The organism is Ensifer sp. KUDG1, from assembly GCF_050434285.1.
Taxonomy (GTDB): Bacteria; Pseudomonadota; Alphaproteobacteria; order Rhizobiales; family Rhizobiaceae; genus Ensifer.
Genome location: NZ_JBNDIG010000002.1, coordinates 740,533 through 755,675, shown reverse-complemented (window position 1 = coordinate 755,675; position 15,143 = coordinate 740,533). Strand labels below are relative to the sequence as shown.

Here is a 15,143-nt window from a genome sequence, read left to right as displayed (position 1 = left end):
GCTGAACCTTCAAGCGGCCGTCTGGCCATCGTTCTTTTCGGCCGGCAACACCATGTCGTCGGCCGTTTCGAAGCGATTGCGGCCGCGCCGCTTGGCGAGATAGAGCGCTTCGTCGGCAGCCAGCAGCAACTGGCGCGCCGTCTGTCCGTGCCGCGGTGCAAAGGCAATGCCGGCGCTGCCGCCGACGACGAGCATCTGGCCGTTGAAGGCGACCGGCGTCTGCGCGTCGGCAATCAGGCCTGCCGTCAGGCTGCGGGCCTCGGCCTCGCTGCAATCGCCGAGAATGACCGCAAATTCGTCACCTCCGAGCCGGGCAACCGTGCCCTTCGGCCCGGCGCGATTGCGAAAACGCTCGGCCATGGCCACCAGCACGGCGTCGCCGGCGGCGTGGCCGTGGCGGTCGTTGACCTCCTTGAACTCGTCGAGATCGGCATAGACGAGCGTGAAAGGGTGGGTATTCGCCCGCAGAAGCGCCGCTGCCAGCATGTCGTCGAAGCCGCTGCGGTTCATCAGCCCCGTCAGGCGATCGTGTTTGGCCAGGTGCCGGTTCAGCGCTTCGCTCTGCTGCAGGGCGGCAAAGAGCGTCGAGAAGCGCAGCGCCACGAAAGCCATCAGCAGGGCTGCGACAATCGCCATGATGATGACGCTCGGCAACAGTTCCGCGCGCACGAACCCGCCGGGCGATTTCGGCACCCAGGCGGCCACGAGACAGGACGAATCGGTGCAGCGCCCGACAGACGCATAGGCGTTGCCTGCTGGCCGCTCGTTGAGCGGAACAAAGGCCAGCCCGCGGATACCCAGCCGCGCCGCGATCTCGCGTGTCATCTTCGGCGTGACCGGTCGAACCGCGACCATCAGCACCGGATCGCGCCGTTCCGCCGGAACCACCAAAGTCTCCGGGATGACCGCCTGCACCACCGCAACGCTCATACGCCCGTCGATCTCGCGCAGGTCCACCGCGTGGATGCCGGGCACCGCCGGCATGACGGATTGCGGATCCGGCGTCGTGACATCGAGTTTATAGGTGCCGCCGTTGTTCCTGAGCGCATTGTCGTAGCGGCGCTTGGCCTCGTCCACGAGATCGTCGACCTCGTCGAGCGGCACGCGCGCCACCCCGGCCGGAACCGACACGCCATCCTTGAGCGCCGTCGAGACGTTGCGCGCCGGATCCGTGAAGATGATCCAGGAGAAGCCGTAGTCTTCCCAAAGCCAGCCCGAAAGCTCGTCCGTGATAAAACTGTCGCTGGCGTGCCCGCTCGCCAGTTCCTCGTAGGTCTTGTCCCAGAAGGACACCTGCGCCTGGAACTGAACGACGGCATCCATCTGGTGGCGCAACTCGTTTGCGACGAGCCGGCGCTCGGCCGAAAGTCCGAAACGATCGGCCTCGGTGACCGACCGGTCGAGCACATAGATGAGGCTTGCAATGATCAGGACCGCGACCAGGGTACAGGCGGCATGGATCGCCCAGACCGTCTTGTCCCGTTTTGCCTGCCGCAACGCCTTTTCCACCACGCCAGTCCCCCTCGTCCGCACCGGCCATGCCGGGCATTCTAGCACTTGTGGAGGTGCGATGCGCAACGATGGCAGCCGATACTGAGGGCACCCTAGCGGCCAATATCGAAGTTTGGCTTAAATAAGCTGGTGATAAAATAATTAACGATTTCAACCGACTGAATCAGCCGACAATCAGCGGTCGCAGCGGAGATCTGGAGGTGCGGGCAATCGCCCGCGCCTCCTTCTGCACAGCCTATTGCGGAGCGGCGGCCGAAACGCGCAGCAAGGCGATGATCTCCGCATTGCCTTGCTCTACGGCAAGATCGCGTATCGATGGACCTGCGGCGCCATCCCGAAGGCGCGCATTCGCGCCCCTTTCGAGAAGCAGCTGTACCGATTCCGCCTGCCCGTTGATCACCGCGAAGGCCAGCGGCGTCATCCAGTCGTGCTGCGGCTCCGGTCGGCCGCGGCCGCGGAACGTGCCGAAGGGCGTTTCGATCAGATCCGGCTGCCGGTCGAGGATATCGGCGAGGCGCGCGGTCACACCGAAGGACGCGGCTGCGAAGACATCGAGCGGCTGATCCTTCAGGAAGGCGACCATCTCGTCCTTGCCGTTGTACTTGGCCCAGCCGATCGGCGGTGCATGATGGTAGGGATCGCGGGCTGAGGCATTGGCGCCGTGATCGAGCAGGCGCCGCGCCATCGCGACATGGCCATGCAGCGCCGCCTCGTGCAACGGCGTGCGCGAGGTCATGCGGTTGACGTCGAAGCCGAGCGACAGCATCAGCGCCACAGCGTCGTGCCGGTCCTCGCCCGCCGCCTCGTGCAGGATAGCCGGGTGCGCGGCTTCAGTTCGGGCCACAAGCGTCGGATCCGCGTCGACGAGTTCCCTCGCCTCGTCGGCCTTCACTTCGCCGATGGCACGAGCCAGCCGGTCGACATCCTCCAGCGGCGCTTCGGTCGCGCCACGCGACAGGAGGTATTGCGCCAGCGCCGGATCGCCGCCGAGCTCCGCCCATTGATAGGGCGTGCGCCCCTTGATCGGGCGATTGACGTCGGCACCGTGCGCGACGAGCAGCCGGACGCGATCGGACATCCGCTTTTCCAGCGCCCAGGCAAGCTGATAGTCGAAGACGCGTTCGCCGTTTTCGACGAGGCCGCCATCGTTGCGCACCAGCCAGTTGTTGCGGTCGTCGGCATTGAGGCCATGATCGAGAAGCAACTGGAGGCACGAATTGTCCGGCTCGAACATCCGGTTGTAGAGCGCTTGGCTGTCATTGGCCCGGGCACCGGCATTCAGCAGCAGTCGCGCAAAGGCAAGGCAATCCGGGTGCGGCGGCTGCCGCTCCGGCCCTGCCTCGCCCTCACCGAAAACGCCCGTCAAGGCCGTGAAACGATACTGGCCGTCGTCGAGCCAGTAAGCGTTCGGATCGGCCCCACGCGCGATCAGGCGATCGCCCGCCGGCAGCGACGAGCGGCCGGGAACGCGGGCATAGGCGGCATAGAGCAGCGGATCCCAATCGAACGGACCGCCGCGCTTCTCTGCAAGTTTCGGGTCGCCATCGAGAAAGCGGTCGATCGCCGCGGCGTCGCCGAGTGCGGCGGCCACGTGAATGCTGTCCCCGGCAATTTCAGGATGGTCCTTGAGCAGGTCGAGCGCCTGAGCGAACCGCTCGGGATCGGCGGCGATGTCGCCGAAATAGGAGACCGTCGCCAGAGCGAGAAAGCGGTTTGCGACCTGTTCGGTCGATGGCGTGCCGCTCTCGGCCTTCTCCAGATGCCGCTTCAGCCGCGTCCAGCTGGCGAAGCCGAATTCGCGAGCAAGCACCAGTTGGGCATCCTGAAGGCCCATTGCGGTCGGTTTGGAGAAATAGGGAAGCGCCCGCTGCCTAACACTGGCATCGCCAGCCTTGACGGCCTTCAAAAAAGCCTTGGCCTGCTTGCGGATCGTATCGAGGGTAATGTTCGCGGAAAGATCGCGCGTGATCATGAAAGACCTCCTTTCATTCACGTCCGGTATCCGCGCCCACAGACTGAAAAGAGGTGTGGCAACCAAGTTCAGTGAGACAGGTGGGCCTTGCCCTTCCCGCGGATCGGATGCGCCCTGCGAACGACCGCATCGCTAGCATGGTCCCGATATACTTGTCCAGCGCGGTCAGCTTTCCGGTTCGTAGCGGACGAAGGCGAAACGATCGCTCGACGGCGCCCAGTTCGGAACATTGATCGTTCCCTGCCCGCCGAAGAGCTCGAACAGGATGCGGGCATTGCCGCCGTCCATGTCCATCAGCCTCAAGCGGACATCGAGGTCTCTTGGGTGATCGAAGACATCGCCGTCATAGGAAAGCACCAGCAGGTGCTTACCATCAGGCGACGGATGCGGGAACCAGTCGCCATAGCGGCTGTCGGTGATCCGCGTGACGTCGCGTCCGTCCGGGCGGATCCGCCAGATCTGCATCTGGCCGGTACGGCTGGAGTTGAAATAGATCCATTCGCCGTCTGCCGACCAGTCCGGCCCGTCGTTGCGACCCTCGCCATGGGTCAGCCGCCGCTCCTCGCCGCCATTGATGGAGATCGTGTAGATGTCGAAGACCTGGTCGCGGATGCCGCAATAGGTCACCGTTTTCCCGTCGGGCGACCAGCCGTGCCAATAGGACGGCAGGTTGCGGGTGACGAGCCGCGGCGTGCCGCCTTCGGCCGGCAGCAGGTAGATCGCCGACTTTCCGAACGCGGTCTTGTCGCTGATCGCGATCGTCGCACCATCCGGCGAGAGGCCGTGATCGTTGTTGCAGAGCGTGGCAAAGCCGGTGTCGATCTCCACCGGTTCGGAGCCATCGAGACCAAGCCGATAGAGCCTGCCGTCGCCATTGATGATCAGATGCTCACCGTCCCGCGACCAGTTCGGCGCCTCGACCAGCCTGTCCGTCTGCCAGACAACCCGCGTCTCGCCGGTCAAGATGTCATGGATTTCGACGGAACTGCGCATGCTCTTCTCCTCCGTGCAAAGCCGCTATTTCTTGTCTTCACCGACAGGCAGGGTCGCCAACACCTTGGAACAGACCGATTGCATCAGGATGGAATCGCGCCGATCCCGCCAGGTGGTGACCAGCCCCCAGGCCAGCAAGAGCAGGATGCAGATAAAGGCAACGCCGACGAGAGTAAGGCTTCCTGTCGCAAGGCCATAGATCCCGAAGATAGCAGGCGTCGCGAAATAGCCGACCTGCGCCGAAAGCTGCCGGCCGGGCGAAACGTCGCTCGCCGACCACAGTCGCAGGAGCCGGACTTCCTCCTCCGTAAAGGTGGGACGGCCCTGTCGGCCGTCCGGCTCTTCGGAGCGGGTGTCCACGCCCTAGCCCCGATCGCGGAAACGGTTGGTGATCGGGTAACGGCGGTCGCGGCCAAAATTCTTCTTGGTGATCTTGACGCCCGGCGCCGATTGCCGGCGCTTGTATTCGGCGATGTAGAGCAGATGCTCGACCCGGTGAACGGTCGCCTCGTCGTGGCCGCGGGCGACGATCTCGTCCGTTCCCATTTCCTTTTCCACCAGGCATTCGAGAATGTCGTCGAGCACCGGATAGGGCGGCAGAGAATCCTGGTCCGTCTGGTTGGGGCGAAGCTCGGCAGAAGGCGCCTTGTCGATGATGTTCTGCGGAATGACGATGCCGGAAGGACCGAGCGCGCCCGGCGGAACCGTGGTGTTGCGCCAGCTCGAGATCGCGTAGACCTGCATCTTGTAGAGGTCCTTGATCGGGTTGAAGCCGCCGTTCATGTCGCCATAGAGCGTGGCGTAGCCGACCGACATCTCCGACTTGTTGCCCGTGGTCACCACCATCGAGCCGAACTTGTTGGAGATCGCCATCAGGATGGTGCCGCGGGTGCGGCTCTGCAGGTTCTCCTCGGTGATGCCGGACTCCGTACCTTCGAACGTATCGGAGAGAGCGCTGAGGAACCCTTCGACCGGCTCGGAAATCGGCACGATGTCGTAACGGCAGCCAAGCGCCTCGGCGCATTCCTTGGCGTCTTTCAGCGATTCCTGCGAAGTGTAGCGGTAGGGCAGCATGACCGTGCGCACCCGCTCCTCGCCGAGCGCATCGACGGCGAGTGCCGCGCAGATGGCGGAGTCGATGCCGCCGGAAAGGCCGAGCACCACATTCTTGAAGCCGTTCTTGTTCACATAGTCGCGGAAGCCGAGCATGCAGGCGCGGTAGTCCGCTTCCTCCCGCTCCGGCAGGCGCGACTTCAGGCCATGCTCGCAATGCCAGCCGCTGTCGCCCTTCTTCCATTCGACGATCGAGATCGCCTCCTCGAACTGGCTCATCTGGAAGGCGAGCGACTTGTCGGTGTTGAAGGCGAAGCTGGCGCCGTCGAAGACCAGTTCGTCCTGGCCGCCGAGCTGGTTGGCGTAGATCATCGGCAGGCCCGTCTCGATCACCTGCTTCAGCACCACCTGATGGCGCACGTCGACCTTGCCGCGATAGTAGGGCGAGCCATTGGGCGACAGCAGGATTTCAGCACCGCTTTCGGCCAGCGTCTCGCAGACGCCGAGATCGCCCCAGATGTCTTCGCAGATCGGGATGCCGATGCGCACGCCGCGGAAATTGACCGGCCCCGGCATCTCGCCCGGATCGAACACGCGCTTCTCGTCGAACTCGCCGTAGTTCGGTAGGTCGACCTTGTCGCGGACCGCGATCACCTTGCCGTCGTCGAGCACGGCTATCGAATTGTGCCGGCCGGTCTTTGCCAGCCGCGGAAAGCCGATAATGACGCCCGGACCACCATCGGCCGTCTCGGCAGCGAGCTTTTCGACGGCCTGGAGACACGCCTTCAGAAAGGCCGGCTTCAGAACGAGATCTTCCGGCGGATAGCCGGAAATGAACAGCTCCGTCAAAAGCAGGAGATCGGCGCCCTGGCGCGCCGCGTCGGCGCGCGCCTCACGCGCCTTGGCCAGGTTTCCGGCGATGTCGCCCACGGTCGGATTGAGCTGGGCAATGGCGATGCGAAGGAGCGAAGGGGCGTTTTTATGGGCGGTCATGAGCGGGCCTGTCGGTCTGTCCTGAACGATTGCAGCTGACTTTCGCAATGTTCTTTAGCGCAATCTGCGGGAAAATACCCACAGGCAATCGCAGCGACACGAAAAAAACCGAAAAATTCTGTTTTTCCCGGTCCTTATACTGGGCTGTTCGCGCGGCTTCACGCCACGAAAAGCCACCCTCCATTCCCGTTAAGAAACCATTCATCCCCTGTTCAAAATGACGGGCGTATGACAGTTACACGACGCATTTATGAAATTGGAGAATATGTTGGCCAGTATCGATTCCGCGGTTGCGAGAGGCTCACGTGTCTATGTCGATAGACCGGGCTTCGCCACACGGCACGCCAAGACGCTCGCGGCCACCCGCAGCGCATTCTTCTCCCTCTTCGTCGCAGCCGTTCTGGTGTTCCTCGTCGAACTGATCGTGCGTCAGTCGCTTGCCGATAGCATCGCCTACATGCTCGATCCGACGCGCCCGGCGCTGACGACCGTTGGCGCCTTCTTCCTGATCCTGCTCGCTGTCGACGGCATTTTCGGTCGCGAACACAAGTCGGCCGTGGTGATTGCGCCGCTTGCCATCATCCCCGCCGTTGTCTGCCAGCAGAAACAGGTCTTCCTGTCCGACCCGCTCTATCCGACCGATTTCCTGTTCGGTCGCCAGATCATGGAACTGATGCCGGTTCTGGTGAAGGACCGTCCCTGGACGGCCGTCGGCATCGCTGTCGGCCTGGTCGTCGCCGTCGTTGGCATCGCTCTCCTGCTGCGTTTTGCCTGGCGCACCTTCCCGAAGCTGACGAAGCGCGAGCGCATGGCCCGCCTCGCCTTCGCGCTGCCGCTGCTCGTCGCCTTCTGGAACATCATGGATTACAACCAGTTCTCCTGGATCCGTGATCGCCTCAAGGTCATCCCGATCATGTGGGACCAGACCGAGAACTACAGGCACAACGGCTTTGCCCTCGCCTTTGCCATCAACCTGCCGATGGCCAATGTCAGCGCGCCCGCCGGCTACATGGCCGACGCGATCGACCGTATTCCGGTGAAGCCGCTCCCCGCCGGCACCTCGCACCGCGGCAAGCCCGACGTCATCGTGCTGATGAGCGAATCCTTCTGGGATCCGACCCGCCTGCCGAACGTCAAGCTTTCGCCCGACCCGATGCCGACGATCCGCGCGATGCAGTCGGGCAACGTCTTCTCGCCGGAGTTCGGCGGCATGACTGCCAATGTCGAGTTCGAGGCGCTGACCGGTTTCTCCAACGCGTTCCTGCCCTATGGCAGCATCCCGTACCAGCAGTATATCCGCAATCCGATCCCGTCGCTTGCCACCTTCTTCCGTGGCGAAGGTTATGTCTCGCGCGCCATCCATCCGTTCCAGAGCTGGTTCTGGAACCGGACCGCAGTCTACAAGGCCTTCGGCTTCGACATGTTCAAGTCGGAAGAGAACATGCCGCCGATGCAGAAGCGCGGCATCTTCGCCTCGGACGAGTCGTTGACCAACGAAATCATCCACCAGGCGGATGCGATGGACGATCCGTTCTTCTTTTTCGCCGTCACGCTGCAGGGCCATGGTCCCTATGAGGCGAACCGCTATGCGAAGAACACCATCAAGGTCGAAGGCGACCTGCCGGAAGCCGACCGGCAGGTGCTGGAAACCTACGCTCAAGGCATCAAGGAAGCTGACGAAAGCCTGAAGAAGCTGATGGAGTGGGCGAAGAACCGTGACCGCGAAACGATCATCGTACTCTTCGGCGACCACCTGCCGCCGCTCAACACCGTCTATACCAGCACCGGTTTCATGAAGGGCGTGACCGCGGAACGCAAAGGTTCGAAGGAGCAGATGAAGGCGCAGCATGAAACGCCGCTCGTCGTCTGGTCGAACAAGACCGGTCCGAAGAAGAACGTCGGCACCATCAGCCCGGCCTTCCTCTCCTACCAGATCCTCAAGCAGTCCGGTTACGAGCACCCCTACTACACCGGTTTCCTCGGCAAGGTGTACGACCAGTACCGCGTCGTCGACCGCTACATGCTGATCCGCAAGAACGGCAAGGAAGTTGCCGAATGGTCGCGCCAGCCCAAGGTGCCGGCGCTTCTGCGCGACTACCGCTTCCTGCAGCACGACATGATGTTCGGCGACCGCTTCTCGACCGACCGGTTCTTCAAGTCGCACGCGGACCTGTTCGCAAGCGCTGCCGAAACCCACTGACACAAGAAGCCGGACCGGTCGCACCCGGTCCGGCTTCGCGCCTTCCGCCATGGCGATATTGGCTGACGCCTGAAATCCCCCACGCCTTAAGCTTTTGATGGTTCTCACGCGGGCAAAGCAAAACCGCTGCGGACTTTTGCGCGACATGCCCTAGATTTCATCCGGCCAACACCGGAGATCCCCATGCCGCATTTCAACGACATTTCGAAACAGCTTTTCGGCAAGCCAATCAGCGAGCTTGGCGAGATCGAGGCCCGCATCCTCGCCCACGCCCGCGATCGCCGCACGCTTTCGACGGATTCCCACGCGGCGTTTACGGCCGGGCTCTCTTTCGGCGACAGGCTCGCGGACAATATCGCCCGGGTCGGCGGCTCCTGGAGCTTCATCATCGGCTTCTGCGGCTTTCTCGTCTGCTGGGTTCTGGTCAATTCGGTGCTGCTCATCACCGGAGCGTTCGATCCCTACCCCTACATCTTCCTCAACCTGGTGCTTTCGATGCTCGCCGCGCTGCAGGCGCCGGTCATCATGATGTCGCAGAACCGCCAGGCCGAACGCGACCGTTTCGCCGCGTCGAAGGATTACGAAGTCAATCTCAAATCGGAGGTCGAACTGATCGCGCTGCATCACAAGGTCGACGACGTGCTGCTGCGCGAGATCTCCGAGCTGCGCGCCGACCTGGCGGCGCTCAACCGTCAGCTCGAACATTACCGCGCGCCGCCCGCACAGCAGTGACCGGATATGGGCCCAAGCTGCACTCACTGCCGGCGACATAACCGGCAGCCTTTGCGCGCATCTCAGAGCCCGCACAAGGGGCGCGCGCAGGTGCCGCAGCAGGGCGAAAACTAGCTCATCTTCATAAACCCTAATTCAACTGTGAATACACATTTTGCAACAATCGCGAAATGCATTGGGATTCAACAACTTATCGGAGTATGAAAAAATTAATATTTGAGGATCACGTTAGGGGTGCAGGGACATTCGAAAAATACAGCAACGTGGGTACGCGGAGATGCTGCAATGTCCAATTTCAAGCGCCTGTTAGGTGGCCGAGACGGGGCCGCTGCGATCGAATTTGCAATAATAGCACCGCTCTTCTTCATGTGCGTGCTGACCCTGATCGCATACGGCGTCTACCTGAGTGCCGCCCATTCCATTCAGCAGATCGCCGCCGATGCCGCCCGCACGGCCATTGCCGGCCTCTCCGAAACCGAGCGTGAACGGCTCGCGACCGACTATATCCGTCGCACGACGATGGATCAGGCCTTCATCAAGTCGTCGCGCATGACCGTCACCGTCAAGGACGACGCCAACAACGCAAACCAGTTCACCGTCCGGATCAAATACGACGCCGGCGACCTGCCGATCTTCAACCTGTTCACCTTCGCCATGCCAAGCGAACAGATCGAGCGCTTTGCAACCATCCGCATCGGAGGGGTCTGATATGCTGTGGAATCCCATGCGCTCCCTCGCCCGTGCCCGTAGCGGCAACATCGGCGTCTCGGCCGCCCTGGCCATGCCCCTGGTCATCACGTCCATGGCGCTGGCGATCGACTACGGCTACCTCACCGTCCAGAAGCGTGAAATGCAGTCGACGGTCGATCTCGCCGCGATCGCGGCGGCGGCCAACGTCTCGTCCGCCGAGAAGGCGGTGCTCAACCACTTCGCCAACAATGGCCTGAACTACGGTGTGTCGACGCCAAACGGTTTGTTGACCATCGATGGTAAGACTTTGCCGCCCGGTGACATCAACACCGCCAAGCTTGACGGTGTCGCAACCGTGACGCGCGGGCGCTACGTTCCCGATCCGTCGGTCGATGCCGGCCAGCGCTTCATCAAGGACGCAACGCCCACGGACGCCGTGCAGGTCATGCTCGAAAGGAAGGGCGACATCTTCCTCGCCTCGATCTTCACCAAGGCGCCGGACCTCAGCGTCTACGGCACGGCAGCCAGTTCGAAGATTGCCGCCTTCTCCGTCGGCTCCCGCCTTGCAAGCCTCAATGACGGGCTGCTCAACTCCATCCTCGGGCAGATGCTCGGCACGACGATCTCGCTAAAGGTCATGGATTACCAGGCGCTCATCGACGCGGACATTGATATCCAGCCGTTCCTGAAGATCATTGCGACCAGGCTCAACCTGACGGCAGCCTCCTATGAGGACGTGCTGAAGGCAAACCTGACGACGCCGCAGCTGCTTGCCTCCATGCGGCTCGTCCAGGGCCTGTCCGGAACGGTCACGGCCGCACTCAAGAGCATCGAGCTTTCGACCTCCAGCGACAAGCGCACCTTCACGCTGGCGCAAATCCTCAACCTCGACCCGAAGAAGAGCCTGCAGATCGACGCCGGCTCCGATTGGGCGATGCGGGTAAGCGCGCTGCAGATCGTCTCCGCCGCAGCTGCGATTGCAAACGGCGAAAACCAGATCGCGCTGAATGCAGTGGCTGGCCTGCCGGGGATCGCATCTGCCAAGGTCAAGCTCGCGATCGGCGAGCCGCCGGTCGAAACGCCGAGCCATCGCCTCGGCACGCCCGGTGCGGCGGTGCGCACGGCCCAGACCCGCCTTTCCGTCGAAGTCAACGTCGACGGTCTGGCTGCCCTTGCCGGCATTCGCATCCGCCTGCCGATCTATGTCGAGCTCGCCTATGCGGAAGCCAAGCTCGCCGATATCCGGTGCTATGGCGGCACGCCCGAAAATGCTTCGGTCAGCGTCGACGCAGTGCCCGGCATCGCAGAGATCGCCATCGGCGACGTCGATCCGGCGGTCCTGTCCAACTTCTCATCCGACGCCCGGGTGCAAAGAGCCAAGCTCGTCGACGCGCTGGTGGTCAAGATCGATGCACTCGCCCATGTCGAGGCGCAGAACCTCAAGCCGACGCGCCTGAGCTTCAGCCCGTCCGAAGTTGCGGCCCGGTCGATCAAGACCGTCTCAACCAAGGACATCCTGACCTCGACGACGCAAACGCTCCTCAACAATCTCGACCTGAACATCCAGGTCCTGTTCCTGACGCTCGGCAGCCCGACCATCGTGCAGCAGGCACTGGCCCAGACGCTCGGAGCCGTCACCAAGCCGGTCGACGATCTGCTCTACAACCTTCTGCTGCTCGTCGGCGTGCGGGTCGGCGAGGCCGATGTGCGCGTCACCGGCGTCAAGTGCCAGTCGCCGGTGCTGGTGCAGTAGTCCCTTCAACGGGGCGCTCGGCGGCAACCGTCAACGCCCCGTTGAACAAATTCAGTTGCTGACACGTTATGCACAAGGTAGCCCTGCTAGAAGGGTACAGCTGAGTGGCAGCTGGCCGGCGGGGTTCCTGGAGTTCCCTGCCCTCGGCGGGCCGCGCGAGCATTGGGGGTGTGCGCAGCAGATGCGGGTGGTGGCAGAGCAGGAAGGTGCTGCGCGGGATGGCTCGCTCACCTTCACAGCGGAAGGTTTTCTTCGTCATCCGGAATTACGCAACGTGCTCCAGGCGAGCGCGCGCGACCTGATGGCCGCCTACGACACGTTTCCCCGCATCGCCCGCCTTGTTGCCTCTCACCAGAAATGGACCCTCAGCCAGGCTGTCTATGCCCTTCACCTCGAGCGCGATCCCGGCAATCCCGAATCCGGGATCACGACCGCGCGCCTCCTCAAGTTCATCCATGAGACCGGCGGCGCCAGCCGCAACACCGCCGCGGCCTTCATCGCCGAGCTCCTGACCTACAAGCTTCTGCGCGATGCGGATGGCGGGCGGGCGCGCAAGAAGATCCGTCCGCTGGAGCCGACGGAAATCAGCGAAGGCGCCATGTTGCGCTGGTTCATGAGCCAGATGGGAACGCTCGATCGCTTCGACGGCAAATGCCGCATCGCGCGCGTCGACGCCGACCGGACTGTTTTCGAGCGGGCTCAGCCGATCGCCGCCCGCCTGCTGCTATCGGACCGGCGGTGGACCGAACCGCCGGAAGGGGTCGCGGCGTTCGTGTGGACCGAGTGCGGCGGCCTTCTGCTCGACGATCTGATGGCGCGGCCGAAGAGTCTCGACCCGGTGGACGGCAAGGTCTGGCTGGAGGCAAACCTCTCGGACCTCGCCACGCATTACATGATCTCGAACACCCATATCCGGCGCATCTTCACCCGCGCCCAGGACCTGGGCCTGCTTGGAAGAGCCGATGAGGGTCAGCGCGGCCTGTTCTGGCTGAGCGAGCGGCTGATCGCGGAATATTGCCAGTGGCAGGCGGTCAAGCTTGCGGGCCTTGCCAACGGCTTCGAACAGGCCGAGCGGCGAGCGGCAAACCCGCCGGCCTGACCTTCAGACGCGGCCGGCCGCGAATTTCGGCAGGTCGTCCTTGATCTCGTAAAAATCGCCCTGGTCTTCACAGAAGATATGGTAGCCGGGCTTCAGCACCGTCGGCTTGTCGAAGGTGCCCGCGAGGATCGAGGTATAATCCGAACCGTCCGCCTTCCAGAACATCGCCGACCCGCAATGCCGGCAGAAACCCCGGCTGGCGCTGTCACTGGCCCTGTACCAGGTTACGTTCTCCGCCCCCTCCAGTTCGAAGTCCTGGTCTAAAACGTTGGTTGCGGCGTAATAGAGCCCGGTCTGCTTCCGGCATTGGCTGCAGTGGCAGAAGATCAGTTCGCGCAGCTCGCCGCGCGCCTTGAAGCGAATGGCGCCGCAAAGGCAGCCCCCGTGATGAATGTCCTGCATGGCCCCTCCTGAAGATCACGATCCCTCGATCATGCCATGGAGAGCGCCGGCCCAAGCGACAGCCCGCGCCGCGCCCTGCTCCAGACACGAAAATGCCGGGCCAGCTTCCAGAGCCGGCCCGGCATTGTCAAATTCAAAGCATCCAAGCGACGTTCAGAAAACCTGAACGATGCCAGAGATTTAGATCAACCGTTGACGACCATCTTCTTCTCGTCGCGACCGCCCTTCATACGTTCGGCGAGCAGGAAGGCGAGTTCCAGCGCCTGGTCCGCGTTGAGGCGCGGATCGCAATGGGTGTGGTAGCGGTCGGCGAGATCGTCGCCCGAAAGCGCACGCGCACCGCCGGTGCATTCCGTCACGTCGTTGCCGGTCATCTCGATATGGATGCCGCCCGGATGCGAACCCTCGGCGCGGTGGATCTGGAAGAAGCTTTCGACTTCCGACAGGATCCGCTCGAACGGACGGGTCTTGTAGTTGTTGAGCGTGATCGTGTTGCCGTGCATCGGGTCGCAGGACCAGACCACCTTCTTGCCTTCGCGCTCGACCGCGCGGATGAGGCGCGGCAGGTGCTCGGCGACCTTGTCATGGCCGAAGCGGCAAATGAGCGTCAGGCGGCCGGCTTCGTTGGCCGGGTTGAGCAGGTCGATCAGCTCCAGCAGGCCATCGGCCGTCAGCGACGGGCCGCACTTGAGGCCGAGCGGGTTCTTGATGCCGCGGCAATATTCGATATGCGCATGGTCGGGCTGGCGGGTACGGTCGCCGATCCAGATCATGTGGCCCGACGTGGCGTACCAGTCGCCCGAGGTCGAGTCGACGCGCGTCAGCGCCTGCTCGTAGCCGAGCAGCAGCGCCTCATGGCTGGTGAAGAAATCGGTCTCGCGCAGGCTCGGATGGTTTTCCGAGGTGATGCCGATCGCCTTCATGAAGTCCATGGTCTCGGAGATCCGGTCGGCGAGCTTGCGGTAACGCTCCGCCTGCGGGCTGTCCTTGACGAAACCGAGCATCCACTGGTGCACGTTGTCGAGGTTGGCATAGCCGCCCATCGCAAAGGCGCGCAGGAGGTTCAGCGTCGCGGCCGACTGGCGGTAAGCCATGATCTGGCGTTCCGGGTTCGGAATGCGCTCTTCCTCGGTGAATTCGATGCCATTGATGATGTCGCCGCGGTAGGACGGCAGCGTCACGTCACCCTGCTTCTCGACGCCCGAGGAACGGGGCTTGGCGAACTGGCCGGCGATACGGCCGACCTTTACCACCGGCTGCTGTGCGCCGAACGTCAGGACGACGGCCATCTGCAGGAAGGCGCGGAAGAAGTCGCGGATCGTGTCGGCGCCGTGCTCGGCAAAGCTCTCGGCGCAATCGCCGCCCTGCAGCAGGAAGCCGCGGCCTTCGGCAACGTTGGCAAGGGCACTCTTCAGACGACGGGCTTCGCCCGCAAACACCAGCGGCGGATACTTCGCGAGGCGCGCTTCGGTCGCCTCAAGCGCTGCCAGGTCCGGATATTCCGGCACCTGCTGGATGGGTTTCTGCCGCCAGCTGTTTGGAGTCCAAGTCTGTGCCATTTCGATCACCTGTTGTCTGCCGCGGATCCAACCGCGCGGGTCACGCCCTGACGGCCAATGCGGCCGCCCGGTATTCTGAAATTTCACTCACCATCCGCAGGCCCTGCCCCGGTCACTTGGCCACGCCTCGTGCCCGCCCAGCCGGAAACGCCGCGGAATGCGGGCTTATAGACGTTAAGGAAACG

12 protein-coding genes are annotated in these 15,143 nt (G+C 63.1%); 5 read left to right on the top strand and 7 right to left on the bottom strand.

What is annotated here, in order from left to right:
• Positions 1-9: 9 nt before the first annotated feature.
• From M2267_RS09245 to M2267_RS09225, 5 genes are all read right to left on the bottom strand, one after another.
• Entirely contained in the window at positions 10-1,497 is a 1,488-nt protein-coding gene (locus tag M2267_RS09245) for a diguanylate cyclase domain-containing protein (RefSeq protein ID WP_429114148.1), read from the bottom strand.
• 250 nt (positions 1,498-1,747) lie between these two features.
• A complete protein-coding gene (locus M2267_RS09240) occupies positions 1,748-3,484 on the bottom strand; it encodes an ankyrin repeat domain-containing protein (protein ID WP_429114146.1) in 1,737 nt (578 codons plus the stop codon).
• Between the two features lie 165 nt (positions 3,485-3,649).
• Positions 3,650-4,477 carry a TolB family protein gene (locus M2267_RS09235; RefSeq protein WP_429114143.1) on the bottom strand — a complete coding sequence of 276 codons (828 nt, stop codon included), beginning with the start codon at positions 4,475-4,477 and terminating at the stop codon, positions 3,650-3,652.
• Positions 4,478-4,501: 24 nt separating this feature from the next.
• A complete protein-coding gene (locus M2267_RS09230) occupies positions 4,502-4,837 on the bottom strand; it encodes a hypothetical protein (protein WP_429114140.1) in 336 nt (111 codons plus the stop codon).
• Positions 4,838-4,840: 3 nt separating this feature from the next.
• Complete coding sequence (locus tag M2267_RS09225) at positions 4,841-6,523, bottom strand: NAD+ synthase (RefSeq protein WP_043616394.1); 1,683 nt, start codon at positions 6,521-6,523, stop codon at positions 4,841-4,843.
• Between the two features lie 268 nt (positions 6,524-6,791).
• Between M2267_RS09225 and M2267_RS09220 the strand changes: the two genes are divergently transcribed.
• From M2267_RS09220 to M2267_RS09200, 5 genes are all read left to right on the top strand, one after another.
• On the top strand, positions 6,792-8,723 hold the full coding sequence (locus M2267_RS09220; protein WP_429114137.1) for an LTA synthase family protein: 1,932 nt from the start codon (positions 6,792-6,794) through the stop codon (positions 8,721-8,723).
• 183 nt (positions 8,724-8,906) lie between these two features.
• Positions 8,907-9,455: a DUF1003 domain-containing protein gene (locus tag M2267_RS09215; protein ID WP_043616399.1), complete on the top strand. Its 549-nt coding sequence runs from the start codon at positions 8,907-8,909 to the stop codon at positions 9,453-9,455.
• Between the two features lie 285 nt (positions 9,456-9,740).
• Positions 9,741-10,163 carry a TadE/TadG family type IV pilus assembly protein gene (locus M2267_RS09210; protein WP_043616402.1) on the top strand — a complete coding sequence of 141 codons (423 nt, stop codon included), beginning with the start codon at positions 9,741-9,743 and terminating at the stop codon, positions 10,161-10,163.
• A 1-nt stretch (position 10,164) separates the two neighbouring features.
• Positions 10,165-11,898, top strand: a complete 1,734-nt coding sequence (locus M2267_RS09205) for a TadG family pilus assembly protein (RefSeq protein ID WP_429114134.1) — start codon at positions 10,165-10,167, stop codon at positions 11,896-11,898.
• A 181-nt stretch (positions 11,899-12,079) separates the two neighbouring features.
• On the top strand, positions 12,080-12,997 hold the full coding sequence (locus M2267_RS09200; RefSeq protein WP_052201781.1) for a hypothetical protein: 918 nt from the start codon (positions 12,080-12,082) through the stop codon (positions 12,995-12,997).
• Positions 12,998-13,000: 3 nt separating this feature from the next.
• On the opposite strand, the gene M2267_RS09195 is transcribed toward M2267_RS09200, so the two are convergent.
• Both M2267_RS09195 and M2267_RS09190 read right to left on the bottom strand, forming a co-directional pair.
• Positions 13,001-13,399 carry a GFA family protein gene (locus tag M2267_RS09195; RefSeq protein ID WP_043616405.1) on the bottom strand — a complete coding sequence of 133 codons (399 nt, stop codon included), beginning with the start codon at positions 13,397-13,399 and terminating at the stop codon, positions 13,001-13,003.
• Positions 13,400-13,584: 185 nt separating this feature from the next.
• A complete protein-coding gene (locus tag M2267_RS09190; protein WP_043616467.1) occupies positions 13,585-14,958 on the bottom strand; it encodes a class II 3-deoxy-7-phosphoheptulonate synthase in 1,374 nt (457 codons plus the stop codon).
• Positions 14,959-15,143: the final 185 nt, after the last annotated feature.

Excerpts from the sequence above, each read along its gene's own strand:
- M2267_RS09210 (WP_043616402.1), top strand. The coding sequence starts at position 9,741 with ATGTCCAATTTCAAGCGCCTGTTAGGTGGCCGAGACGGGGCCGCTGCG.
- M2267_RS09235 (WP_429114143.1), bottom strand. The coding sequence starts at position 4,477 with ATGCGCAGTTCCGTCGAAATCCATGACATCTTGACCGGCGAGACGCGG.
- M2267_RS09240 (WP_429114146.1), bottom strand. The coding sequence starts at position 3,484 with ATGATCACGCGCGATCTTTCCGCGAACATTACCCTCGATACGATCCGC.
- M2267_RS09190 (WP_043616467.1), bottom strand. The coding sequence starts at position 14,958 with ATGGCACAGACTTGGACTCCAAACAGCTGGCGGCAGAAACCCATCCAG.
- M2267_RS09205 (WP_429114134.1), top strand. The coding sequence starts at position 10,165 with ATGCTGTGGAATCCCATGCGCTCCCTCGCCCGTGCCCGTAGCGGCAAC.
- M2267_RS09215 (WP_043616399.1), top strand. The coding sequence starts at position 8,907 with ATGCCGCATTTCAACGACATTTCGAAACAGCTTTTCGGCAAGCCAATC.
- M2267_RS09200 (WP_052201781.1), top strand. The coding sequence starts at position 12,080 with ATGCGGGTGGTGGCAGAGCAGGAAGGTGCTGCGCGGGATGGCTCGCTC.
- M2267_RS09195 (WP_043616405.1), bottom strand. The coding sequence starts at position 13,399 with ATGCAGGACATTCATCACGGGGGCTGCCTTTGCGGCGCCATTCGCTTC.
- M2267_RS09225 (WP_043616394.1), bottom strand. The coding sequence starts at position 6,523 with ATGACCGCCCATAAAAACGCCCCTTCGCTCCTTCGCATCGCCATTGCC.